Source organism: Streptomyces sp. NPDC031121, from assembly GCF_055570615.1.
This window is the reverse complement of record NZ_JBVIGV010000001.1, coordinates 288,556-312,181: the sequence shown is the minus strand read 5'-3', so window position 1 is coordinate 312,181 and position 23,626 is coordinate 288,556. Positions and strand designations below refer to the sequence as shown.

Below are 23,626 nucleotides of genomic sequence, written 5' to 3'. Positions count from 1 at the left end.
TCCCGGGACTCGCTTCGGGGCCAATGTCCCCCCATGTGGGTGCCGGCGCACGCCTGGTGCGACCGATTGCACCCGTGGGGAGATCCGCTGTCACCCGACCGGGTGCAAAGGCAGCTCCCAGGTGTCCACCGCATAGTGGAGCCGCATCCCGTGGGCCTCGTACAGGCCGAGCGCCCCGGTCTCGTTGCGGGTGTCGACGCCGAGGCCGAGGGTGTCCCGGCCGCGGGCCGCGTAGGCGGCGAAGGCGTGGCGCAGCAGGTGCCCGCCGATGCCGCGGCCGCGCAGCTCCTTGCGGACGCCGAGGTGGCTGATCCAGGCCATGCCGGCGCGGTCGTCGCGGGTGAGGAGGACGGCGGCGTCGCCGTGGCCGGGCAGGCTCGCGATCCACACCAGCGACCAGTCGAGGCGGCGGCCGTCGATGTGGTCGAGCCAGTTCTCGTACGGGCGGTCCACGTGCCCGAAGTGGGCGGCGAAGGACTCCTCGACGAGGGCGTGGGCGCGGGGCGGGTCGGCCGGGTCGCTGCCGCAGTGCCGCAGGACGAGGCCCTCGGGCGGGGCGGGCGGCAGGTCGGCGGCCGGGTCGAGGGCGCGGGTCATCACCTGGTAGTGGCGGATGGTGCGGTAGCCGCGCCCGGCCAGCAGGCCGAGGTCGAGGGTGGGGGCGGTGTTGAGCTGGAGCCGCAGCCGGCCCTCCGGGGCCCCGGCGGCCATCTCGCGGGCGCGGGCCTCGATCCGCTCGAAGAGGGCGGTGGCCGCGGCGTCCCGGCCGGGCAGGACGTAGTGGTCGCAGTCGACGCGCCCCGGCTCGGAGTCCGCCCACACCATGCCGTAGCCGGTGAGGCGGCCGTCCTCGAAGACGAGCCAGGAGTCGGTGGAGAGGTCCACTCCGGGGTGGTTCAGGTCGGCTTCGACGGAGGCGAGGTCCGTCTCGGCCCGGCCGATCTCGATCTCGTCCACGGCGTTGAGCAGGGCGCATATGTCGGCCGCGTCCCCCGGTCCGGTGGGGCGCACGGTCATCACGTCGGTCATCGGGCCACTGTCCGCGAGGCGCCCGCGGCCCCGCAACGCGTTTTCGCCGGGCGGGGAAAGGCCGGAGCGCCCGGCCCCGGAGGTGTCCGGTGCCGGGCGCCCCGCAGGTGCGTCCGCTGGTGCGGCGGAGGATCAGACGGCGAGGACCGCGCGCTCCTCCGCGAAGTGGCAGGCCGACTCGTGCGCCGCGAGGGTGTTCTGGCCCTGGTAGCGCTCGGGGACGGCGAGCAGCGGCTGCTCGGTGGAGCAGATGTCCTGCGCCTTCCAGCAGCGGGTGCGGAAGCGGCAGCCCGACGGCGGGTTGGCCGGGGACGGGACGTCGCCGGTCAGGATGATCCGGTCGCGGCCCTCGCGGGCCTCCGGGTCCGGGACCGGGACCGCCGACAGCAGCGCCTGGGTGTAGGGGTGCGTCGGGTGGTCGTAGATCTCGTTGTCGGTGCCGATCTCGGCCATCTTGCCGAGGTACATCACGCCGACGCGGTCGGAGATGTGCCGGACGATCGACAGGTCGTGCGCGATGAACACGTACGACAGGTCGAACTCGTCCTGGAGCTTCTCCATCAGGTTGACGACCTGCGCCTGCACCGACACGTCGAGCGCGGAGACCGGCTCGTCGCAGATGATGATCTCCGGGTTGAGCGCGAGGCCGCGGGCGATGCCGATGCGCTGGCGCTGGCCGCCGGAGAACTGGTGCGGGTAGCGGTTGATGTACTCGGGGTTCAGGCCCACGACGTCCAGGAGTTCCTGGACCTTGCGGCGCCGGTCGCCCTTCGGGGCCACCTCGGGGTGGATCTCGAAGGGCTCCCCGATGATGTCGCCGACCGTCATGCGCGGGTTCAGCGAGGTGTACGGGTCCTGGAAGACCATCTGGATGTTGCGGCGGACGGCCTTCAGGGCGCGGCCGGACAGCTTGGTGATGTCCTGGCCCTTGTAGAACACCTCGCCGGAGGTGGCGCGCTCCAGGCTCATCAGCAGCTTGGCGACGGTGGACTTGCCGCAGCCGGACTCGCCGACGATGCCGAGGGTCTCGCCCCGGTAGAGGTCGAAGGAGACGCCGTCGACGGCCTTGACCGCGCCGACCTGCTTCTTGAAGAGGATGCCCTGGGTCAGCGGGAAGTGCTTGACCAGGTTGCGCACCTGGAGGATCGGCTCGCGCTCGCCCTTGGTGAGGTCAGCCATGGATCTGCTCCTTCCAGAAGTGGCACGCGCTGCCGCGGCCCGGCAGCTCGGTGCCGTCCTGCTCGGTCACCCGGTGCAGGACCGGAACGTCGGTGCGGCAGACGTCCTGCGCCTTCGGGCAGCGCGGGTTGAAGGCGCAGCCCGAGGGGATGTTCAGCAGGTTGGGCGGCAGGCCCTTGATCGCGTACAGCTCCTGGCCCTTGAGGTCCAGGCGCGGGATCGAGTCGAGCAGGCCGCGGGTGTACGGGTGCGCGGGGCGCTTGTAGATCTCGTGGACCGGGGCGGTCTCGACGATCCGGCCGCCGTACATGACGGCGATCTTGTCCGCGACGTCGGCGACGACGCCGAGGTCGTGGGTGATCAGGATCAGGCCCATGTTCATCTCGCGCTGGAGTTCCGCGAGGAGGTCCATGACCTGGGCCTGGACCGTCACGTCGAGGGCCGTGGTCGGCTCGTCGGCGATGATCAGGTCCGGTTCCAGGGCCATCGCCATGGCGATCATGATGCGCTGGCGCATGCCGCCGGAGAACTGGTGCGGGTAGTCGCCCACGCGCGCCTTGGCGGCGGGGATCTTCACCCGGTCCATCAGCTCGACGGCCTTGGCGAGGGAGTCCTTCTTGGACATCCCGCGGTGGACGCGGAACATCTCGCCGAGCTGGGCGCCGACGGTGTGCACCGGGTTCAGCGAGGAGAGCGCGTCCTGGAAGATCATCGCGATCTTCGAGCCGCGGATCTTGCGGTACTCGTCCGCCGGGAGCTTCAGCAGGTCCTGGCCCTGGAAGAGGATCTCGCCGGAGGGGATCTTGCCGGGCGGCATGTCGAGGATGCCCATGATGGCCTGCGCCGTCACGGACTTGCCCGAGCCGGACTCGCCGAGGACGGCGAGGGTCTCGCCGGCGTCCACGGAGTACGAGACTCCGTTGACGGCCTTGGCGACGCCGTCGCGGGTGTGGAACTCGACGTGCAGGTCGCGCACTTCGAGGAGGGGGGTGCCCTCGCTCGCGGCGCGCGGCGCCGGGACGTTCGTGGTCTTGTCGATGCTGGTCAACGTACGCCCTTCCTCAGCGCAGCTTCGGGTCGAGGGCGTCGCGGACCGCGTCGCCGACCATGATGAAAGCGAGCACGGTGATGCTCAGGGCGGCGGCCGGGAACAGCAGGACGTGCGGGGCCTGCAGGAAGCGGTCCTTGGCGTCGCTGATCATCAGACCCCAGGAGATCTCCGGGGGCTGGACGCCGATGCCGAGGTAGGACAGGGCCGCCTCCGCACCGATGTACACGCCGAGGCTGATCGCGCCGATCACGATGACCGGGGCCACCGCGTTCGGCAGGATGTGCCGCAGGGTGATGCGCATGGTGCTCGCGCCGAGGGCGCGGGCCGCCACGACGTAGTCGTTGTTCTTGTGCTGCAGCACCGACGACCGCATGATCCGGAAGATCTGCGGCCAGCCCAGGGTGGCGAGGACCGCCGAGACCGTCCAGGCGTTGCCCTCGCGGCCGGACATGATGAGCATGCCGCCGAGGAGGAGCGGGATCGCGAAGAAGATCTCGGTGATGCGGGACAGGATGCTGTCCACGATTCCGCCGAGCCAGCCGGCGAGCAGGCCGAGCGCGCCGCCGACGGTGAGCACCAGGGTGGTGGTCACGACACCGACGATGACGGAGTTGCGGGCGGCCCAGATGGTGCGGGTGTAGATGTCGCAGCCCTGGACGTCGAAGCCGAACCAGTTCTCGCCGGTCGGCGGCTTCAGGGAGTTCTGCAGGGTGCAGGCGTTCGCCGCGAACGGGGTGCCGGAGGTGAACCAGCCGGGCACGACGGACAGCACGAGCATGCAGAAGACGAGGAAGGCGCCGATCAGGAAGATCGGGTTGCTGCGCAGGTCGCGCCAGGCGTCGGACCAGAGGCTGGCGATCCGCTCCGGCTTCTCGTCCTTCTTCCCGCCCGCGGGGCCACTGGCGGCGGTACCCGTGGAGGGGGCGCCGGCGGTCTGGGTGTCGGTCATCGAGTCCTCCACCGAAGTCGTGTCACGCATAGCGGATCCTCGGGTCGAGCACGGCGTAGAGCAGGTCCACGATCAGGTTGGCGAGCAGGTAGACGAGGACGAGCAGCGTCACGACGCCCACGAGCACGGTGCCCTGGTCGAGGCGGATGGCCTGGGCGATCAGGCCACCGATGCCGTTGATGTTGAAGATGTTCTCGGTGATGACCGCGCCGCCCATCAGGGAGCCGAGGTCCGCGCCGAGGAAGGTGACGATCGGGATCAGCGCGTTGCGCAGGGCGTGGTTCACGACCACCCGGCGCCGGGGCAGGCCCTTGGCGACGGCGGTGCGCACGTAGTCGGCGCGCATGGTCTCCATCAGGCTGGTCCGCGTCAGGCGCGTGACGTACGCCAGGGAGGTGGAGGCCAGGATGAAGCCGGGCAGCAGGTAGGCCTTGAACCCGTCCGACTCGTTGAAGGAGACGGGGAAGAAGTCGAACCCGAGTTCCTTCAGCTCGACTCCGAGGAGGAGCTGGAGGACGAAGCCGGTGACGAACACCGGGATGGAGATGACCAGCAGGGTGGAGATCAGGACCAGCTGGTCGAGGAACTTGCCGCGGCGCAGCGCCGCCATGATGCCGGCGGTGACGCCGACGAGCGCCTCGATGGCGAAGGCGACGATGGCGAGGTTGACCGTGTACGGGAAGGCCTCGGTGATGAGGTCCAGGACCTGGCGGCCGTTCAGGGTCTCTCCGAGGTTCCCCTGCAGCACACCGGTCAGGTAGTTCCAGTACTGGACCAGGAAGGGGTCGTCGAGGTGGTACTTCTCGCGCAGCATCGCGGCGACGAGGGGGTCGGCCTTCTTTTCGCCGGCGAGGGCCTGCACGGGGTCGCCGCCCAGCGCGAAGGTGAGGAAGTAGATCAGGAAAGTGGCACCGAGCAGAACAGGGATCGCCTGTATGAGTCGGCGGATGAGGTAGCGGCCCATCAGACCTCCAGCAGTTGAACAGGGGCAGGGGGCAGGCGGACGGAACCCTTGTTCCGTCCGCTTGCCCCCGAGTCAGTTCCCCTTGGTGAAGAAGCGTGTTAGTTGAGTTCGACGTTGGCCAGGTCCATGCGGCCCTGGGCGTCGATCTCGACGTTCTTCACGGACTTGGAGTAGGCCGAGGAGGACATGTAGGTGAAGACCGGGATGTACGGCAGGTCGCGGATGATGATGTCATCGGCCTGCTGGTACAGCTTGATGGAGGCGGCCGGGTCGACGGTCTTGTCGGCCTCGTCCATCAGCTTCTCGAACTCTTCGTTGACGTAGCCGCCGTAGTTCGAGCCGTGGTCGATGGCGACCTTCGAGAAGATCGGACGCAGGTAGTTCTCCGCGGCCGGGTAGTCCATGGACCACGCCATGCGGAAGGCGCCCTTGTACTTCTTGTCGCCCAGGTCGGTGAGCATGTCACCGAACTTGGCGAACGGCTTGGCGGTGACCTCCACGCCGAGGTTCGCCTTCAGCTGGTTGGCGACGGCCTCGATCCACTCCTTGTGGCCGCCGTCGGCGTTGTAGCCGAGCTCGATCTTGTTGCCCGGAACGCCGCCCGCCTGGGTCCACAGCTCCTTGGCCTTGCCCGGGTTGTAGGTGCCGACCTCGCCCAGGGCGCCCTTGCGGTAGCCGGGGATGATGGGGTTGATGAAGTCGTCGGCCGGCTTGCGGGTGCCGTTGAAGATGGTCTTCGTCAGCGCCTCCCGGTCGATGGCCATGGAGATCGCCTTGCGGATCTCGACCTTGCCGAAGGCCTCCGGGTTGGTGGAGATCGGCAGGCCGACGTAGCCGACGCCCGACTCCGGCTTGTAGATGTAGCGGTCGCCGAACTCCTGGGAGACGGTGGCCATCGCCGAGGTGGGGAGCTTGTCGACGATCTGGATGGTGTCGGCGCGCAGGTCGTTGTACGCCGTGTCCAGGTTGTCGTAGATCTTGAAGGTGACGCCGTCGAGCTTCGCCTTGCTGCCGGCGTAGTTGTCGAAGCGCTTGACCTTGATCTGCTTGTTGTGCTCCCAGGCGCCGTCCATCTGGAACGGGCCGTTGCCGATCGGGGCCTCGCCGAACTTCTTCGGGTCGGCCTCGAACGCCTTCGGCAGCGGGTAGAAGGCGTTGTAGCCCAGCATGGTCTTGAACTGCGAGAAGGGCTGCTTCAGCGTGACGGTGAAGGTCTTCTCGTCGACGACCTTGAGGCCCTTGAGCTCGGTGGCGGTGGGCTTCTTGTCCTTGCCCGGCGCCAGCTCGTCGGAGCCCTCGATCTTCGAGAAGAAGGGCAGGCCCTCGGCGGCGTTGTCCTGGTTGGCGCCCCAGTTCCAGGCGCGGACGAACGACTGGGCGTCGACCTTCTCACCGTTGTGGAAGGTGTAGCCGTCCTTCAGCTTGATGGTCCAGGTCTGCGAGTCCTGGGTCTCGATGGACTCGGCCACCGCGAGCTTCGGCTCGTTGGTCTTGTTGTCGTAGTCGACCAGGCCGGTGAAGAGGGCGTTGAGAACCTCGGCGCCCTCGGACTCGGCGGTGTTCTGACCGATCAGGCCGTGCTGCGGCTCGCCGAGCACCACGGTGATGTTGCCACCGGACTTGGCCTTGCCGTCGCCTTCCTTGCTGGTGCTGCAAGCCGTTGCAGCCATCGCCACGATGACGGCACCGGCGACCCACTTGGCGCTCGTTGCTCCGCGCATGGGTTATTGCCTCCTCAGGAGTCACTGTCGATACGTGACGGAACCCGGCCCGCTGACACCCCTGACAGCGAAAACCGGCCCCATCGTGTGTGCTCGTGAGTCGACGCTCCCCACAGCGTGTGACCCATTGACCCGAGCTCAATGGAGCCATCCTCAGGGACCGCCCGACCGTAAACCACACTTCAGTGGTCTCGTTTTCACAACATCGATCCGCGCCAGAAACCCGAAATCCGGACAAAGGGAACAGAGACAGACACGCGCGAAACGGACGGTTGGCTCACCATCCGGAGCGTCACGGTCGGAATGCGGACACCTGAACGCAATAATCCGCTTGACAACGCGAACAGCCCCCCTTACCACGGGTTTCCGTGGCGAGGGGGGCTGCCCTGCAGTGCGGCCGACCCTGAGGGTCCGCCAACTACCCGGCTACTTGGCGGCCTTGGCGCGCGAGGCGGTGCGCGAGCGCTCCTTCTGGTCCAGGACGACCTTGCGGATGCGGACGGCCTCCGGGGTCACCTCGACGCACTCGTCGTCGCGGCAGAACTCCAGGGACTGCTCCAGGGAGAGCTTGCGCGGCGGAACGATCGCCTCGAACGAGTCGGCCGACGAGGACCGCATGTTCGTGAGCTTCTTCTCCTTGGTGATGTTCACGTCCATGTCGTCGGAGCGCGAGTTCTCGCCGACGATCATGCCCTCGTACACCTCGGTGCCGGGGTCGGTGAACAGCACGCCGCGCTCCTGCAGGTTGGTCATCGCGAAGGCGGTGACCGCACCGGCGCGGTCGGCGACCAGCGAACCGTTGTTGCGGGTCTGCAGCGGGCCGAACCACGGCTCGTGGCCCTCGTGGATGGAGTGCGCGATGCCCGTGCCGCGGGTCTGCGTCAGGAACTCCGTACGGAAGCCGATCAGGCCGCGGGACGGGACGACGAACTCCATGCGGACCCAGCCGGAACCGTGGTTGGACATGTTGTCCATGCGGCCCTTGCGGACGCCCATGAGCTGGGTGACGGCGCCCATGTGCTCCTCGGGCACGTCGATCGTCATGCGCTCGACCGGCTCGTGGACCTTGCCGTCGACCTCCTTGGTGACGACCTGCGGCTTGCCGATGGTCAGCTCGAAGCCCTCGCGGCGCATCTGCTCGACCAGGATGGCGAGCGCGAGCTCACCGCGGCCCTGGACCTCCCAGGCGTCCGGGCGCTCGGTGTCGAGGACGCGGAGCGAGACGTTGCCGATGAGCTCGCGGTCCAGGCGGTCCTTGACCTGGCGGGCGGTGACCTTGCGGTCCTTGACCGCGGCCTTGGCGTCGGCACCCTTGCCGGAGCCGCCGCGGCCGACCAGCGGGGAGGTGTTGGTGCCGATGACCATGGAGATCGCGGGCTCGTCGACCGTGATCAGCGGGAGGGCGACCGGGTTCTCCGGGTCGGCCAGCGTCTCGCCGATCATGATGTCGGGGATGCCGGCCACGGCGCAGATGTCACCGGGGCCTGCCACCTCGGCCGGCTTGCGGGTGAGCGCCTCGGTCATCATCAGCTCGGTGATGCGCACGTTGGAGATCGAGCCGTCGCGCTTGATCCACGCCACCGTCTGGCCCTTGCGCAGCTCGCCCTGCTCGACGCGGAGCAGCGCGATGCGGCCGAGGAAGTTGTCGGCGTCGAGGTTGGTGACGTGGGCCTGGAGCGGCGCGTCCTCCTCGTACGTCGGGGCCGGGACGTGCTCCAGGATGGTGGAGAAGAACGGCTCCAGGTTGTCGCTGTCCGCGGGGACGGTGCCGTCCTCCGGCTTGGTCAGCGAGGCGATGCCGTCGCGGCCGCAGGCGTAGACGATCGGGAACTCGATCTGGTCCTCGTCCGCGTCCAGGTCCAGGAACAGGTCGTACGTCTCGTTGACGACCTCGTCGATCCGGGAGTCCGGGCGGTCCGTCTTGTTGATGCAGAGGATGACGGGCATCCGGGCCTGGAGGGCCTTGCGGAGCACGAAGCGGGTCTGCGGCAGCGGACCCTCGGAGGCGTCCACCAGCAGGACGACGGCGTCGACCATCGACAGGCCGCGCTCGACCTCGCCGCCGAAGTCGGCGTGGCCGGGGGTGTCGATGATGTTGATCGTGATCGGGGCCCCGCCGTCCTTGGGGTGGTACTTCACCGCCGTGTTCTTGGCGAGGATCGTGATGCCCTTCTCACGCTCCAGGTCGTTCGAGTCCATCATGCGGTCGTCGAGCTGCTGGTGGGCGGCGAAGGCGCCGGCCTGCTTGAGCATGGCGTCGACGATGGTCGTCTTGCCGTGGTCGACGTGGGCGACGATGGCGACGTTGCGGATGTCGTGGCGCGTGGGCACTGCGGCGCTTCTCCCGGGATCGTGGATGGCGTCGCGTACGGTCCGGCACGCGCGCCCTGGCCGGGCGGAAAACCTGCCACGGCCTTACCCCATCCTACGTCGGATGGCGGGAACCGCCCGCCAGGGGGTCTGTCAAGAGGCCGTACGGCTGAGCGCGGCCGGGATGTGGGGTGGGGAGCTCCGGCCGTGGTGGAACGGGTACTGCCGCGGGTCAACGGGTATCCACGACCTTGCCCGCCGGGGGTCCGGCGGGCAAGGGAATTGAGTCACTTCTGAGCTTGTGACCCGCGGGTCACCCCCGGGGCCACCTGATTGTCACCGGTTCTTCTCCATTGCTGCCCCGCTGCCCTTCCCGGCCGCCTTCGCGGGCTTCTTCCACCCGATGTCCTGGTAGCGGGGGGCGGCCATGCCGAAGGCGCCCGCGTTGGCCACGTCCGGCTTGACGGCCACGAGCTGCGGCCGCTGGAAGAGGGGGATGGAGCCGGCGGCCGCCCAGATCCGGGCGTCGGCCTTGCGGACCAGCTCCCGGGAGGCCTCCTCGTCCAGCTCGCCGACCGCCTGGTCGAACAGCTGGTCGATGTGGTCGGTGCCGACCCGCGTGTAGTTCTGCTCCACCAGCAGCGAGCCGTCGGCGGCCGGCTCCGGCTTGGCGAAGATCGGGCGGGCGTCGGTGGCCGGGTAGGCGGTCGCGGGCCAGGAGTACAGGGCGAGGTCGTACTGGCCCGAGGCGATGTGGTCCTTGAAGAAGCTCTCGTCCGAGACCTTCGTCGTCTCGGTGTTGACGCCGATCCTGCGGAGCATCTGGGAGATCCGCTCGCCGACCGTGCGCAGCGCCTCCGAGCCGGGGCCGGAGGGCACCACGAATCGCAGGGTCAGCATCCTGCCGTCCTTGGCGAGCATGGATCCGGAGGTGCGGGTCTGCTGCGCCGGGGCCGGGGCGGGCGAGGCGTCGCCGTCGGCATCGTCGCCGTCGGCGCGCTGCGGGGCGCCCTTGGCGTCGGCCGGCGTCCCGGCCGCGGCGGACAGAGCGGCCGCCTGGGCCAGCAGCACGGCCTTCTGCTGCGCCGCGAAGGGGGCGGGTGCGAGGACCGGGGAGGGCTGGTCGGCCGCCGCGCCGCGGGCCTCGCCGTTGCGGCCGTCGTCCTGGCCCACGATGTACAGCCCGTCGTTCCCGGTGCCGGGGCCGGACGCCGCGGAGGGCGTCTTCCCGTCGTCCTGCGGCTCCGCCTCCGGGCCGGCCTTGGCGCCGGCCGGCTCGGTGATCCTGCCGCCCCGGCGCCAGCCGGCGTCCGCGAGGAGCGCCTGGGCCGCCTTGGTGTCCTGGCCGCCGAGTGCGCCGCTGTTGTCCGCGTACGCCCGCTGCCCGGCCAGCGCCACGTGGCTGCCGACCGGCCGGGCGGGCAGGCCCAGCGGCTTGAGGACGAGCTCGGCGAGCTCCTTGCGGTCCAGGGTGCGGGCCACGGCCCGGCGCACCCGCTCGTCGGCGAGCGGGCCGGAGGCCCCGTTCAGGGCGAGCTGCGTGTACGCGGGCTCCAGCGACTTCCGCACGGTGAAGTTCCGCAGGGCGGCCTGCTCGGCCGGGTAGCGGGCCGCGGCCTCCTGGGCCTTCGCCCGCAGCTCCTCCTCCGCGGCGGCCTTCGCCTCGTCGGTGCCGTGGGCGGCCGCCCAGGACAGCGTCGCCGCAGCCGCGGCGGCCGCCGGGTCCGCCTCGGGCGCGGGCGCGCCGGCCGCACCCGCCGGGGTGCCCGCCTCCTTGCGGGCCCGCTCGATCCGGTCGGCGCCGGCCCGGTCGACCTCGGCCATGTCGACCTTCCCGGCGGCGAGCGCCGCCGGGCGCTCGGCCCGGGGCACCGCGGTCAGGACGAGGGTGTCCAGCTTGGCGGGCCGGCCCCACCAGCGCGGGTTGCGGGTGAGCGAGGCGGTGCCGGTCTTCTTGTCGACGGCGCCCAGGTCGAAGGGGCCGGCGGTCGCCTTGAGCGCGCCCCGGGCGCCCTCGTTGAAGGCGTCCGGGGTGCCGGTGACCTGCTTCGGGTAGAGCGGCGAGAACAGCGAGCGCCAGTCGGTGTACGGCTTGAGGAAGGTGACCCGCACCTCCAGGTCGGTCTTCCCCTTCTCGATCTTCTCGATCCGCTCGTAGCCGGCGTTGCGGGCGGTCCAGTACGCGGAGTCCTTGCCGCTCAGGGCCCGCCACTGGGAGACGAAGTCGGCCGCGCCGATCTCCCGGCCGTCGCTCCAGACGGCCTGCTGGTTCAGCTTGTACAGGACGACCTGCTTGGGCTCCCGCTCGACGATCTCCGCCTTCTCCAGGTAGTCCGGGTTCGCCACCGGCCGGCCCTTGGCGTCCATCGTGAACAGCTGGGGCAGCACGGCCCCGGCGATGCGGGCGGTGGTGGCGTCGGCGTCGGCCTGGAAGGTGTTCAGGGTGTCCGGGAGGCTGTCGACGGCCCACCGCAGCACACCGCCGTCGGCGACCTTCTCGCGCGCGGTGGGCGCGATGTCCGGCCCCGCGGCGGCGGGACCGGCGTCGTCGCCCGATCCGCAGCCCGCGAGCAGCGGCAGTGCGAGGACTCCCGAGGTCAGGAGCGCCAAGGGCCTGCGCCTTCTACGGGACATGGGGGCCACCTCCGGGCGGGGCGTGGACGACGTGAGACGGCGGGCCGGCGGCCTGACCACGTTCGGCGGTATTTGCGGCTGATCACACCGGGTGCCGACACACACTGAAATCGACCGCCCGGCGCGCCCCGGGCAGCCGCCCCCCGCCACGCCGCGAAGCCCACCCGTGCGGACCAATCCCGCTGCCGGACGGGGCCGGCGTTCCCCCGGGAGGGGGATGGGAGAGGGATCGGCGAGGGGCGCACGGATCGCGCCCGCGCGCCCGCAACCGGTGCACGTCCCCTTCACAACGGGGGACGGAAGGCGCGACACTCGCAGGCGCACATGAACGTTGCCGCCGCACCCTGCGGAAGTGAGGGCAAGTCATGTCCCAGCAGAACGAACTGGACGACGTCCGGCGCAGCCTCGACGAGCTGGCGCGCAAGGTGGAGCAGCTGGAGCGGCGGACCGCGCCGCAGCCGCCGGAGCCCGCCCGGCCGGCGGCCGCCCCGCCGATGGTGACCATCCCGGACGCCCCGTACGACAGCGCACTGTGGACGGACAGCGACGACGAGGGCCTCGGCGCCCGCGGCCGCCGGGCCCCCTGACCGCCCGCGGGCGCACCGCGCGCCGGCCCCCGCCGCCCGCGGTCCGCCACCCGCACCACCCCAGGCCCGGCCCCCGCGGGCCGGGCGTCCCGGGCCACCCCCGACCACTCCACCCGGAGTCCCCCTTGGCCACAGGCACCCGACCTCCCCGTCCGCCGTCCGGCGTCCACGGCGCCTCCCGCGCCGCGATCCGCGCCCGCCACCTGCGCACCGACCGGTGGTGGCCGGCCCCCGCCGGCACCGCGGCCGGGCTGCTCGCCTTCGTCGCCTACTCGACGTGGCGGGCCTTCGCGAACGCCGACTACTACGCGGCCCCCTACGTCTCCCCCTTCTACTCCCCCTGCCTGGCGGAGAACTGCGAGGAGATGCGCGGCGGCCCCAACCTCGACCTCGTCGGCAGCTGGTGGGGCCTGTCCCCCGCCCTGCTGATCCTCGTCTTCCCGCTCGGCTTCCGGCTGACCTGCTACTACTACCGGAAGGCCTACTACCGCAGCTTCTGGGCGTCACCGCCAGCCTGCGCCGTCGCCGAGCCGCACGCCCGGTACACCGGCGAGACCCGCTTCCCGCTGGTCCTGCAGAACCTGCACCGCTACTTCTTCTACGCGGCCGTGCCGGTCGCCGCGGTCCTCACCTACGACACGGTCCTCACCTTCCGCGACGCCGACTACGCGTGGGGCCACATGGGGGCGGGGACGCTGCTGTTCCTCCTGAACGCGGTCCTCATCTGGGCGTACACGCTGTCCTGCCACTCCTGCCGGCACATCATGGGCGGCCGCCTCAGGCACTTCTCCCGGCACCCCGTGCGCTACCGGATGTGGGGCTGGGCCAGCCGCCTCAACGCCCGCCACATGCAGCTCGCCTGGGCCTCGCTGGTCAGCGTGGCCGCCTGCGACCTGTACGTGTACCTGCTCGCCACCGGCGCCTTCACCGACCCGAGGATCTTCTGACATGGCCCAAGTCGACCGGCAGCAGTGGGACGTCGTCGTGATCGGGGCCGGCGGCGCCGGACTGCGGGCCGCCATCGAGGCCCGCGAGCGGGGCGCCCGTACGGCCGTGGTCTGCAAGTCCCTGTTCGGCAAGGCTCACACCGTGATGGCGGAGGGCGGGATCGCCGCCTCCATGGGCAACGTCAACGGGCACGACAACTGGCAGGTGCACTTCCGCGACACGATGCGCGGCGGCAAGTTCCTCAACCAGTGGCGCATGGCGGAGCTGCACGCCCGGGAGGCCCCCGACCGGGTGTGGGAGCTGGAGACCTGGGGCGCCCTCTTCGACCGCACCCCCGACGGCAGGATCTCGCAGCGCAACTTCGGCGGGCACGAGTACCCGCGCCTCGCACACGTCGGCGACCGGACGGGCCTGGAGCTGATCCGCACCCTCCAGCAGAAGGCGACCGCCCTGCAGCAGGAGGACTTCGCCGCGTACGGCGACCACGAGGCGCGCCTGAAGGTCTTCCAGGAGTGCACGGTCACGCGCGTCCTCAAGGACGGCGCCCGCGTCTCGGGCGCCTTCTGCTACGAACGGGAGAGCGGCCGCTTCTTCGTCCTGGAGGCCCCGGCGGTCGTCCTCGCGACCGGCGGCATCGGCAAGTCGTTCAAGACCACCTCGAACTCCTGGGAGTACACGGGCGACGGGCACGCGCTGGCGCTGCTCGCCGGTGCGCCGCTGCTGAACATGGAGTTCGTGCAGTTCCACCCGACGGGGATGGTCTGGCCGCCGTCGGTGAAGGGGATCCTCGTCACCGAGTCGGTGCGCGGCGACGGCGGGGTGCTGCGCAACAGCGACGGCAGGCGGTTCATGTTCGACTACGTCCCCGACGTCTTCAAGGACAAGTACGCGCAGACGGAGGACGAGGCCGACCGCTGGTACGAGGACCCGGACGGCAACCGGCGCCCGCCCGAGCTGCTCCCCCGCGACGAGGTGGCCCGCGCCATCAACGCCGAGGTGAAGGCGGGCCGCGGCTCCCCGCACGGCGGGGTCTTCCTCGACGTGTCGACGCGGATGTCCCCGGAGAGGGTCAAGCGGCGGCTGCCGTCCATGTACCACCAGTTCAAGGAGCTGGCGGACGTGGACATCACCGCCGAGCCGATGGAGGTCGGGCCGACCTGCCACTACGTGATGGGCGGGGTCGCGGTGGGCTCCGAGACGGCCGCGGCCGAGGGCGTCCCCGGGCTGTTCGCGGCGGGCGAGGTCGCCGGCGGCATGCACGGCTCGAACCGGCTGGGCGGCAACTCGCTCTCCGACCTGCTGGTGTTCGGGCGGCGGGCCGGACTGCACGCCGCGGCCCTCGCGGCGGCTCCGGGCCCGCGGCCGCGGGTCTCCCGGGAGCAGGTGGACGCGGCCGCTGCGGAGGCCCTGGCACCGTTCCACGCGCGGGAGGGCGCGGAGAACCCGTACACCCTGCACCAGGAGCTCCAGAGCGCGATGAACGACCTCGTCGGCATCATCCGCCGCGAGGCCGAGATGGCGGAGGCGCTGCGCCGGCTGGCCTCCCTGCGGGAGCGGGCCGCCCGGGCGGGTGTGGAGGGGCACCGGCAGTTCAACCCCGGCTGGCACCTCGCGCTGGACCTGCGGAACATGCTGCTGGTCAGCGAGTGCGTGGCGCGCGCGGCCCTGGAGCGCACCGAGAGCCGCGGCGGGCACACCCGCGAGGACTGCCCTGCGATGGAGCGCGCCTGGCGGCCGGTGAACCTGCTGTGCCGCCCGGTGGAGCCGCCCCCGGCGGACCCGGCCGCGGGCCGGATCCGGCTGGAGCGGGTCCGCACCGAGCCCGTCCGCCCGGACCTGCTCGCGCTCTTCGAGAAGGAAGAACTCGTCAAGTACCTGGCCGAAGAGGAGCTGCCCGAGTGACGACATACGACGCCCGGTTCCGGATCTGGCGGGGCGACGCCGGCGGCGGGGAGCTGCGGGACTTCACGGTCGAGGTGCACGACGGCGAGGTCGTCCTGGACATCGTCCACCGGCTCCAGGCCACCCAGGCCCCGGACCTGGCGGTGCGCTGGAACTGCAAGGCCGGCAAGTGCGGCTCGTGCAGCGCGGAGGTCAACGGGCGGCCGCGGCTGATGTGCATGACCCGCATGTCGGTCTTCGACCGGGCGGAGACGGTCACGGTCACGCCGCTGCGGGCCTTCCCGGTGGTCCGCGACCTGGTGACGGACGTGTCCTTCAACTACCGCAAGGCGCGCGAGGTGCCCGCCTTCGTGCCGCCGGAGGGGGTCGGGCCGGGCGAGTACCGGATGCAGCAGGTCGACGTCGACCGCTCGCAGGAGTTCCGCAAGTGCATCGAGTGCTTCCTGTGCCAGGACACCTGCCATGTGGTGCGCGACCACGAGGAGAACAAGGAGGCCTTCGCCGGACCGCGCTTCCTGATGCGGGTCGCCGAGCTGGACATGCACCCGCTGGACGCGGCCTCCGCGGCGGGCCTGGACCGCCGGCGGGCGGCGCAGGAGGAGCACGGGCTGGGCTACTGCAACATCACCAAGTGCTGCACGGAGGTCTGCCCCGAGGGCATCCGGATCACCGACAACGCGCTGATCCCGCTGAAGGAGCGGGTCGCCGACCGCAAGTACGACCCGCTGGTGTGGCTGGGGAACAGGATCCTCCGGCGCCGCCCCGGCACGCCGTAGGGGGTGTTGCGATGGGCGCACTCGGGACTTCGGCCGGTGTGGCGAGAGTGCGTGCCGGGCGCCGTGGGCGCCGTGCGGGACTTTCGCAACACCCCCTGGCCCTCCCGCCGCCCCCTCGGCGGGAGGGGGCGGCGGCGCTGCGGTCGCGGGGGCCCGGGGGCGGTCATACGCTCCCTGCGTGACCCCGTCGAGACGCACCCCCGCCGGGCGGCCCGGCCTCCGGGCCGGGCTCGCGCTGGGTGCCGCGCTGCTGGCCCTCGGCGGCTGCGCCGTGGCCGGGGCGCCCGCCGCCCGGGCCGAGGACCCCGTCACCCTGTCGGAGCAGGGCCAGGTCACCGACCGGGTGGGGGCGCTGCGCGGCCGGGAGGCCGCCGTCGCCGACGCGCTGGACCGGCTGTACGACCGCCGCCGGATCCAGCTGTTCGTGGCGTACGTACGGGACTTCTCCGGGCGCTCCCCGCAGGGCTGGGCCGACGCCACCGCGCAGAAGAACGGCCTCGGCCGGGACGACCTGCTCCTGGCGGTGGCCACGGGGGGCCGACAGTACGGCTATTCGGCCGACACCGGCTCCGGTTTCACCGAGGACCAGCTCGCGGAGGTCGCCCGCGAGGCCGTCGAGCCCGCGCTGCGCGCGAACGACTGGGCGGGTGCCGCGATCGGCGCGGCCGACGGCTACGACGCCGTGCTCGCCGGCCGGCCCGTCACCCCGCCGCCGATCACCCCCGGCCCGGCGGACCCGGGCGGCGGCGGGTCGGGCCCCGGCTGGGCGGGGGACCTGGTGCTCCCCGTCGTCGCCGTCGGCGCGGCCGGGGCGCTCGCCGCGTACGCGTACTCCCGGCGCCGCCGCGGGGCCGGGCGGGGCGGCGGTCGGACGACGACCGGCTGGGGCGGGCAGCCCGGGACGGCGACGGCGGTGCCGCTGCTCCGGCTCGACGCGCGGGCGCGGGAGCTGCTGGTGGAGACCGACGACGCGGTCCGCACGTCCACCGAGGAGCTCGGCTTCGCGGCCGCCCAGTTCGGCGACGAGGCGGTGGCGCCCTTCACCCGGGCGGTGGAGTTCGCGGAGGGCGAGTTGACGGCCGCGTTCCGGCTGCGCCAGCAGCTCGACGACGCCTACCCGGAGGACGACGCGGCGCGGCGGCGGATGCTCGACGAGATCGTGGCCCGGTGCAGCGAGGCGAACCGGCGCCTGGACGCGGAGGCGGCGGACTTCGACCGGCTGCGCGACCTGGGGCGCAACGCCCCGCAGGCGCTGGCCGCCGCACAGGGGCGGGCGCGGGACCTGGCGGGGCGCACGGCGACGGCGGCGGCGACGCTGGCGGCGCTGCGCGGCCGGTACGCCGACTCCGCGTCCGCGCCGGTCGGCGGCCACGCCGAACGGGCCGGGGACCGGCTGGCGTTCGCCGGGGAGCAGCTCGACGGGGCGCGGGCCGCCGTCGACGCCGGGGACACCGGCCGGGCCGCCGTGCACGTACGGGCCGCCGAGGGCGCCGTGGACCAGGCGGCGATCCTGGTGGACGCGGTGGAGCGGCGGGCTCAGGAGCTCGCGGAGGCCGCGGGGAAGCTGCCCGGGGCTCTCGCGGAGACCGACGCGGACCTCGCCGACGCGCGCGGACTGCTGGCGGCGGCCGCCGCGGGAACGCCCGCCGGGGACCTCGCCGGGCGGATCGCCCGGGCCGAGGCCGTGGCGGCCGCCGTACGGCAGGAGGTGGCGGCCGGCCGGTACGACCCTCTCGATGCGCTGCGCCGGGTCGAGGAGGCGGACGCGGCCCTGGACGAGGCCCTGGCCGGGGCCCGGGAGGAGGAGTCGGGCCGGCGGCGGGCGGCCGCGCTGCTGGACCGGGCGCTGCTGTCGGCGCGCAGCGCGATCGGCGCGGCGGCGGACTACGTGACGACGGCCCGGGGCGCGGTGGGCAGCGAGGCCCGGACGCGGCTGGCGGAGGCGCGGCGGCACCTGGAGCGGGCGCAGGCGCTGGCGGAGCCGGACCCGCCGGGCGCGCTGGCGGAGGCGCAGCGGGCGGACGCGCTGGCCCGGCAGGCGCAGGAGCTGGCCGAGCGGGACGTACGGGAGTACGGGGACCCGTACGGCGGCCCGGGCGGGCGCGGCGGCATGGGCGGGGCGGTGCTGGGCGGGATCATCCTCGGCGGGATCCTGCGCGGCGGGGCCGGCGGCGGGTACGGCGGCGGCTTCCCGGGCGGCTTCGGCGGGGGCGGGGTGTTCGGCGGGGGCGGCGGCGGGCCGGGCTCGTTCGGCGGGGGCGGCACCCGCGGCCGGATGGGCGGAGGTGGCCGCTTCTGACACTCCTGCGGCACGGCGCCCCCTTCCCCTCCTGTTCTCCCCTCCCGATCCGAGGAGCGTTGGACCGATGAGCAAGCAGACCGTCCTCGGCCGCGTCGCCCTGCTGGCGCGCGCCAACATCCACGCCCTGCTGGACCAGGCGGAGGACCCGCAGACGATGCTGGACCAGCTGATCCGGGACTACACCGACAGCATCTCGGAGGCCGATCAGGCCGTCGCGACGGTCCTCGGCGGCCTGCGGCTGCTGGAGGCGGACCACGCGGAGGACCTGGCGGCGGCCGAGGAGTGGGGCGGCAAGGCGCTCGCGGCGAGCCGCAGGGCGGACGGGCTGCGGGCGGCCGGGTCGGCGGCGGAGGCGGACCGCTTCGACGGGCTGGCCCGGGTGGCGCTGGAGCGGCAGCTGCGGGCGGAGCAGGAGGCGGCCGACGCCGAGCCGGTGATCGCCGCGCAGACGGAGGTGGCGGGCCGGCTGCGGAAGGGGCTGGACGCCATGCGGGGCAAGCTGGCCGAGCTGACGGCGAAGCGGGACGAGCTGGTGGCCCGCGCGCGGACCGCGGAGGCGCAGAACCGGATGCTGGACGCGGTGCGCAGTATCGACGTGGCGGACCCGGCGAGCGAGCTGGGCCGCTTCGAGGACAAGGTGCGGCGGGAGGAGGCGCGGGCGCTGGGCCGCGAGGAGCTGGCGGCCTCCTCCCTGGACGCGCAGTTCGAGGCGCTGGACGGCCTGGCGCGGGCCGAGGAGGTCGAGGCCCGGCTGGCGGCGCTGAAGTCCGCGGGCCGGGGCTGAGCAGCGGCCCGGCCCGACGGCGCCGCGGCGCGTGCCGCCGGCGCCCGGTCAGCCGTACAGGCCGAGGAGTTGCTCGGCCGACAGCCCGCCCTCCGGTTCGGCGGAGGCCCCGGGCAGCGGGAGTTCGAACCAGACCGTCTTGCCGCGGTGGGTGCGCCGGGTGCCCCAGCCCGCCGACAGCAGGCCGACCAGCTGCAGGCCGCGCCCGCCTTCGTCGGTGTCGCGGGCGCGGCGCCGGCGCGGCTGGACGAGGTTGGCGTCCCACACCTCGCAGACGAGGGTGCGGTCCAGCAGCAGCCGCAGCCGGATGTCGCCCTCGCCGTACCGCAGGGCGTTGGTGACGAGTTCGCTGACGAGCAGTTCGGTGGTGTCCAGCAGCCCTTCGAGGCCCCAGGCGGGCAGTTTGGCGCGGGCGAGTTCCCGGGCGCGGCCGACCGAGCGGGCGTCGCGCGGGAGGTGCCAGTCGCCGACCGCGTCGACGGGGAGCCCCTGGACGCGGGCCATGAGGAGGGCGATGTCGTCCTCGCCGTGCCGGGTGTCGAGGGTGTTCAGGACGTGGTCGCAGATGTCCTCCAGCGGCCGCGCCGGGTCGGTGAGGGCGTGGCGCAGTCCGCGCAGCCCCTCTTCGAGGGGGTGGTCGCGGGACTCGACGAGGCCGTCGGTGTAGAGGGCGAGGAGGGCGCCTTCGGGGAGGTCGATCTCGACCTCCTCGAAGGGTTCGCCGCCGACGCCGAGCGGCATTCCGGGCGGCACCTCCAGCAGCAGTCCCGCGCGCGGCGCGGCGCCGGGCTCGGCGGGTTCGACGAGGACGGGCGGCATGTGGCCGGCGTTGGCGATGGTGCAGCGCCGGGTCACCGGGTCGTAGACGGCGTACACGCAGGTGGCGAGGTAGACCTCGGAGCGGTCGGCGTCGCGGGAGTGGAGGGCGGCCCGGGAGGCCTGCTGGGAGCCGCCGGGGGCGCCGAGGCCGCGGGCGATCTCGTCGAGCGCGGCGAGGACTTCGGCGGGCTCCAGGTCGAGCAGGGCGAGGGTGCGCACGGCGGTGCGGAGTTCGCCCATGGCGACGGCGGCGCGCAGTCCGCGGCCCATGACGTCGCCGACGACGAGGGCGGTGCGGTGGCCGGGCAGCTCGATGACGTCGAACCAGTCGCCGCCGACCTCGGTGGCGGCGTTGCCGGGGAGGTAGCGGCAGGCGATGTCGAGGCCGGCGGCCTCCGGGTCGCCGGGGGGCAGGAGGCTGCGCTGGAGGATCAGGGCGCGCTCGTGTTCGCGCCGGTAGAGGCGGGCGTTGTCGATGCAGACGGCGGCGCGGGCGGCGAGTTCGACGGCGACGGCGCGGTCGCGTTCCCCGAAGGGCTCGCTGCCCTTGGTGCGGGAGAACTGGGCGAGGCCGACGACGGTGTCGTGGGCCACCAGCGGCACGACGAGGGTGGACTGGACGAGGTCGTCCGGTCCGCCGCCCTCGATGAGCCGGGTCCGTGCGGTGCGCAGGGCGAGCGCGCCGGGCGAGGCGGCCGGGTAGCGGTGGATGTCGCCGACGGCGACGGGGGCGCCGGGCCCGGAGAGGGGGGCGTCGGACACGGCGGAGGAGAAGGCGACGCGCCGCAGCGGTGCGGACGGGGCGCGGCCGGCGCCGAGTCCGGGCGGCAGGGAGGGCACGCCGGGGCCCTGGGGGCGGGCGGGCCGGTCGTCGTCTCCGAGGAGGAGGCCCTGGTAGAGGTCGACGGCGGCGAGGTCGCAGAAGCCGGGGACGGTGACGTCGAGCAGTTCGCGGGCGGTGGTCTCCAGGTCGAGGGAGTTGCCGATGCGGTGCCCGGCCTCGTTGAGGAGGGCGAGGTTGCGGCGGACGCCGGCGGCTTCGCGGGCGGCGAGGTGGCGCCGGGTGACGTCGGTGCCGAGGCCGGCTACGCCGATGGGGCGGCCGCTGCCGCCGTGGAGCCGGTAGAGGTTGATGGACCAGTGGCGGTTCTCGCGGCTGCCGGGGGCGGCGCCGCTGATCTGGAGGTCGGTGACGGACTCCCCGGTCTCCAGGACGCGGCGCAGGGCCTCGGCCATGCGGTCGGCCTCCTCCGGGGGGAGGTAGTCGTGGACGGTGCGGCCGCGGTGCTCCTCGGCGCTGCCGCCGAAGACGGTGGCGAAGCGGCGGTTGGCGCGCTGCACGGTCAGGTCCGTGCCGAACAGCAGGAAGCCGAAGGGAGATTGGCCGAATATGGCCTGTGAGGCGGCGAGGTCGGATTCGATGCTGCGCAGGGCGCGTACGTCGACGACGATGCACAGCGCGGCCCGCTCGGCGGCTTCGGTCAGGGTCGGCATGACGTAGATCTCGGCGATGCCGTGGGCGCCGCCCCCGCCGGGGATGCGGAAGGGGACGTGGCCCGTCCACTCCTTGCCGTCGAGGATCTCGGCGACGCGGCGGTGGCCGCCTGCGCGGAGGCCGGCCGGCATGAAGGCGTCGACGGGGTCGCGGCCGACGGCCTCCGCGGCGGTCAGGCCGAAGAGTTCCTCGGCGCGCAGGCTCCACTGGTCGATGAGGCCGTCGGGTCCGATCGAGAAGGAGGCGGCCTTGACGTAGTCGTACAGCGAGCCGGGCGGGCTGCTGTGCCACAGGGAGTCGTGCCATGCCTCCCCCGGCACACGGGCCTGATGTGCCTGCGCAGGTATCTCGCTCACGCGACCGTCCCCTCCAGCTCACCGCAACCGGACCGGCCATGACCGAAGTATTCAGCACCACGGCCCCGGACGGCACGGCGTTCCCGATCACGAAAAGGTCCCGACTGTTTCGAGCCATGCCCGGTGATCGTCGGCCACCCTCCACCTTGTTACTCACCAGGAAGAGCCAACTCGAACCACACGGTCTTGCCCGACTTTCCGTGCCGGGTGCCCCAGCGGCGCGCGGAGACGGCCACGAGGTGCAGGCCCCGGCCCCCTTCGTCGTCGGCTCCGGCGACGCGTTCGCGGGGCGGATCCGGAAGCGGATCGGAGACTTCCACGAGGAGGGCGGGTCCGAGGGAGGGGTCTGCGTCGATCTGCTTGCGGTGCTCCAGGCGGACGCCGATGGGGCCGGAGGCGTACCGCAGGGAGTTGGTGACCAGCTCGCTGACCAGCAGGACGGTCACCTCGCCGACGGACTCCAGGCCCCAGGAGTGGAGCGTGCCGCGCACGGCGTGGCGGGCGGTGCGGACCGCGCCGGGCTCGGCGGGGAAGGCCCATTCGGCGCATTCGCCGTCTGTGTCGATCACGCCGATCACTTCCCGGGCCGGGGGCGGCCGCCCGTCCGGTCCGGCGGGGACGGCACCTTGAGGTTTACTGCGCAAATAGGACCAATAGCGACATACCCGATAATCGCGGCGCCGTACCACCCGTCTTGCATGTCCCGGCGCACTGTGGCGCGGACGGCCCAGCGCACAAGCGGTATGCGCCCCCGTGCGACCCGACGTGCTCCGGGTCAGGCGCCGCCGGACCGCTCCGCGGCGCGGGCGGCGCGCAGCCGGCGGCCGATCTCGGCGACGGCGGGGCGGTCCTGGTCGAGCCAGTCGACCGAGTCCAGCTCGTCGGGGGCGAGCCAGCGCAGTTCGTCGTGGTCCTCCAGCGGCGCGGGCTCCCCGTCCAGCAGGCGGGCGGTCCACACGTGCAGGACGAGGCCCGGCCGCAGCGGCCACTCACCCGGGATGCGCTCGACGGGCTCGGTCCGCACGCCGAGTTCCTCGCGCAGTTCGCGGACCAGCGCCTCGGGGACGGCCTCGCCCGGTTCGGCCTTGCCCCCGGGCAGCTCCCAGCGGCCCGCCAGTTCGGGGGGCGCGCTGCGGCGGGCGGCCAGCAGGCGGCCCGCACGGCACAGGGCCCCGCCCACGACCACTCGATCCGTCATGGGCGGAGCCTATGCCACTGCCGTGGCGCTCAGTTCGTCGTGGCGGTCCGGCCGATCCGCTCGACCCAGTAGAGCTGCTCGTGTCCTCGGTGCTCGAGGCTCTCGACCACCTTCTGGGCCTCGGCCCGGGTGGGGTACCGGCCCACCCGGTAGCGGTTGCCGTTGTCGTCCTGACGTATGACCAGCCACGGAAGCAGGGCACCGCTGTCGTTCATCGCGCTTCACCCTCCGCCGATCCACGTGCCCGGGCAGCCGGTCCGCCGGCCCGGGAAACCGCATTGCGCATATGCCCGAGCTTACGCCCGACCTTTACTGAGCGGATACAGGTTTTTACGAAGAGATACCTTGCGGGCGTACGCATCCGGCCACGCGTACGAGTGAGCCGTGCGCGCCGGCTGCGGACCGGCGCACGCGGTCCCGGCGGGGGGACCCCCGCGCGCCCCCTCCGGGGCGGCCGGACCCGCATCCCCGCTGGCCGGGCGCGGCCCGGCGGCGCCGGAGCACGGCGGGCAGCGGCCCGGACCGGCCGCTTCCGCGGCCCCGCGGGGCGGCCGCGGGCGGAGCCGGGAGGCGCGTACGGGACGGTGCGCCGGGGCATCGGCACAGGACCGGGCGATCACGA

18 protein-coding genes are annotated in these 23,626 nt (G+C 72.7%); 6 read left to right on the top strand and 12 right to left on the bottom strand.

Annotation, left to right across the window (positions count from 1 at the left end; translation table 11 throughout):
- Positions 1 to 90: 90 nt before the first annotated feature.
- From ACZ462_RS01485 to ACZ462_RS01450, 8 genes are all read right to left on the bottom strand, one after another.
- Complete coding sequence (locus ACZ462_RS01485) at positions 91 to 1,029, bottom strand: GNAT family N-acetyltransferase (protein ID WP_467806258.1); 939 nt, start codon at positions 1,027 to 1,029, stop codon at positions 91 to 93.
- 132 nt (positions 1,030 to 1,161) lie between these two features.
- Positions 1,162 to 2,208, bottom strand: coding sequence for an ABC transporter ATP-binding protein (locus tag ACZ462_RS01480; RefSeq protein ID WP_467806257.1), 1,047 nt, complete (start codon positions 2,206 to 2,208; stop codon positions 1,162 to 1,164).
- The gene (locus ACZ462_RS01475) at positions 2,201 to 3,256 is read right to left on the bottom strand and encodes an ABC transporter ATP-binding protein (protein ID WP_189810273.1); all 1,056 of its coding nucleotides are present in this window, start codon (positions 3,254 to 3,256) and stop codon (positions 2,201 to 2,203) included. The genes ACZ462_RS01480 and ACZ462_RS01475 overlap by 8 nt, the downstream gene beginning before the upstream one ends.
- Positions 3,257 to 3,269: 13 nt before the next feature.
- Complete coding sequence (locus ACZ462_RS01470) at positions 3,270 to 4,238, bottom strand: ABC transporter permease (RefSeq protein ID WP_467806255.1); 969 nt, start codon at positions 4,236 to 4,238, stop codon at positions 3,270 to 3,272.
- Positions 4,231 to 5,172 carry an ABC transporter permease gene (locus ACZ462_RS01465; protein WP_114054001.1) on the bottom strand — a complete coding sequence of 314 codons (942 nt, stop codon included), beginning with the start codon at positions 5,170 to 5,172 and terminating at the stop codon, positions 4,231 to 4,233. Before ACZ462_RS01465 ends, ACZ462_RS01470 begins: the two co-directional genes overlap by 8 nt.
- A gap of 98 nt (positions 5,173 to 5,270) precedes the next feature.
- Positions 5,271 to 6,893 (bottom strand): peptide ABC transporter substrate-binding protein, encoded by a 1,623-nt coding sequence (locus tag ACZ462_RS01460; RefSeq protein WP_467806254.1) that lies wholly within the window; start codon positions 6,891 to 6,893, stop codon positions 5,271 to 5,273.
- A gap of 426 nt (positions 6,894 to 7,319) precedes the next feature.
- Positions 7,320 to 9,224: a translational GTPase TypA gene (typA, locus tag ACZ462_RS01455; RefSeq protein WP_467806252.1), complete on the bottom strand. Its 1,905-nt coding sequence runs from the start codon at positions 9,222 to 9,224 to the stop codon at positions 7,320 to 7,322.
- A gap of 315 nt (positions 9,225 to 9,539) precedes the next feature.
- Positions 9,540 to 11,837, bottom strand: a complete 2,298-nt coding sequence (locus tag ACZ462_RS01450) for an ABC transporter family substrate-binding protein (RefSeq protein WP_467806250.1) — start codon at positions 11,835 to 11,837, stop codon at positions 9,540 to 9,542.
- A gap of 365 nt (positions 11,838 to 12,202) precedes the next feature.
- On the opposite strand from ACZ462_RS01450, the gene ACZ462_RS01445 reads away from it, so the two are divergent.
- From ACZ462_RS01445 to ACZ462_RS01420, 6 genes are all read left to right on the top strand, one after another.
- A complete protein-coding gene (locus tag ACZ462_RS01445) occupies positions 12,203 to 12,424 on the top strand; it encodes a hypothetical protein (RefSeq protein ID WP_467806249.1) in 222 nt (73 codons plus the stop codon).
- Between the two features lie 125 nt (positions 12,425 to 12,549).
- Positions 12,550 to 13,371 carry a hypothetical protein gene (locus tag ACZ462_RS01440; RefSeq protein WP_467806248.1) on the top strand — a complete coding sequence of 274 codons (822 nt, stop codon included), beginning with the start codon at positions 12,550 to 12,552 and terminating at the stop codon, positions 13,369 to 13,371.
- A 1-nt stretch (position 13,372) separates the two neighbouring features.
- The gene (locus ACZ462_RS01435; RefSeq protein ID WP_467806246.1) at positions 13,373 to 15,274 is read left to right on the top strand and encodes a fumarate reductase/succinate dehydrogenase flavoprotein subunit; all 1,902 of its coding nucleotides are present in this window, start codon (positions 13,373 to 13,375) and stop codon (positions 15,272 to 15,274) included.
- Positions 15,271 to 16,050 carry a succinate dehydrogenase/fumarate reductase iron-sulfur subunit gene (locus ACZ462_RS01430; RefSeq protein ID WP_467806245.1) on the top strand — a complete coding sequence of 260 codons (780 nt, stop codon included), beginning with the start codon at positions 15,271 to 15,273 and terminating at the stop codon, positions 16,048 to 16,050. The genes ACZ462_RS01435 and ACZ462_RS01430 overlap by 4 nt, the downstream gene beginning before the upstream one ends.
- A 178-nt stretch (positions 16,051 to 16,228) precedes the next feature.
- On the top strand, positions 16,229 to 18,349 hold the full coding sequence (locus ACZ462_RS01425) for a TPM domain-containing protein (RefSeq protein ID WP_467806244.1): 2,121 nt from the start codon (positions 16,229 to 16,231) through the stop codon (positions 18,347 to 18,349).
- A gap of 67 nt (positions 18,350 to 18,416) precedes the next feature.
- Positions 18,417 to 19,136, top strand: coding sequence for a PspA/IM30 family protein (locus ACZ462_RS01420; RefSeq protein ID WP_467806242.1), 720 nt, complete (start codon positions 18,417 to 18,419; stop codon positions 19,134 to 19,136).
- A gap of 48 nt (positions 19,137 to 19,184) precedes the next feature.
- On the opposite strand, the gene ACZ462_RS01415 is transcribed toward ACZ462_RS01420, so the two are convergent.
- The 4 genes from ACZ462_RS01415 to ACZ462_RS01400 form a co-directional block, all read right to left on the bottom strand.
- Positions 19,185 to 21,806 carry a SpoIIE family protein phosphatase gene (locus tag ACZ462_RS01415; protein WP_467806241.1) on the bottom strand — a complete coding sequence of 874 codons (2,622 nt, stop codon included), beginning with the start codon at positions 21,804 to 21,806 and terminating at the stop codon, positions 19,185 to 19,187.
- A gap of 149 nt (positions 21,807 to 21,955) precedes the next feature.
- Positions 21,956 to 22,384 carry an ATP-binding protein gene (locus ACZ462_RS01410; protein WP_467806239.1) on the bottom strand — a complete coding sequence of 143 codons (429 nt, stop codon included), beginning with the start codon at positions 22,382 to 22,384 and terminating at the stop codon, positions 21,956 to 21,958.
- Between the two features lie 197 nt (positions 22,385 to 22,581).
- Positions 22,582 to 23,004, bottom strand: coding sequence for a (deoxy)nucleoside triphosphate pyrophosphohydrolase (locus ACZ462_RS01405; protein WP_467806238.1), 423 nt, complete (start codon positions 23,002 to 23,004; stop codon positions 22,582 to 22,584).
- Between the two features lie 29 nt (positions 23,005 to 23,033).
- Positions 23,034 to 23,219 carry an SPOR domain-containing protein gene (locus ACZ462_RS01400; RefSeq protein ID WP_467806237.1) on the bottom strand — a complete coding sequence of 62 codons (186 nt, stop codon included), beginning with the start codon at positions 23,217 to 23,219 and terminating at the stop codon, positions 23,034 to 23,036.
- Positions 23,220 to 23,626 lie beyond the last annotated feature (407 nt).

Excerpts from the sequence above, each read along its gene's own strand:
- ACZ462_RS01450 (WP_467806250.1), bottom strand. The coding sequence starts at position 11,837 with ATGTCCCGTAGAAGGCGCAGGCCCTTGGCGCTCCTGACCTCGGGAGTC.
- ACZ462_RS01405 (WP_467806238.1), bottom strand. The coding sequence starts at position 23,004 with ATGACGGATCGAGTGGTCGTGGGCGGGGCCCTGTGCCGTGCGGGCCGC.
- ACZ462_RS01480 (WP_467806257.1), bottom strand. The coding sequence starts at position 2,208 with ATGGCTGACCTCACCAAGGGCGAGCGCGAGCCGATCCTCCAGGTGCGC.
- ACZ462_RS01435 (WP_467806246.1), top strand. The coding sequence starts at position 13,373 with ATGGCCCAAGTCGACCGGCAGCAGTGGGACGTCGTCGTGATCGGGGCC.
- ACZ462_RS01465 (WP_114054001.1), bottom strand. The coding sequence starts at position 5,172 with ATGGGCCGCTACCTCATCCGCCGACTCATACAGGCGATCCCTGTTCTG.
- ACZ462_RS01400 (WP_467806237.1), bottom strand. The coding sequence starts at position 23,219 with ATGAACGACAGCGGTGCCCTGCTTCCGTGGCTGGTCATACGTCAGGAC.
- ACZ462_RS01420 (WP_467806242.1), top strand. The coding sequence starts at position 18,417 with ATGAGCAAGCAGACCGTCCTCGGCCGCGTCGCCCTGCTGGCGCGCGCC.
- ACZ462_RS01460 (WP_467806254.1), bottom strand. The coding sequence starts at position 6,893 with ATGCGCGGAGCAACGAGCGCCAAGTGGGTCGCCGGTGCCGTCATCGTG.
- ACZ462_RS01445 (WP_467806249.1), top strand. The coding sequence starts at position 12,203 with ATGTCCCAGCAGAACGAACTGGACGACGTCCGGCGCAGCCTCGACGAG.
- ACZ462_RS01485 (WP_467806258.1), bottom strand. The coding sequence starts at position 1,029 with ATGACCGACGTGATGACCGTGCGCCCCACCGGACCGGGGGACGCGGCC.
- ACZ462_RS01470 (WP_467806255.1), bottom strand. The coding sequence starts at position 4,238 with ATGCGTGACACGACTTCGGTGGAGGACTCGATGACCGACACCCAGACC.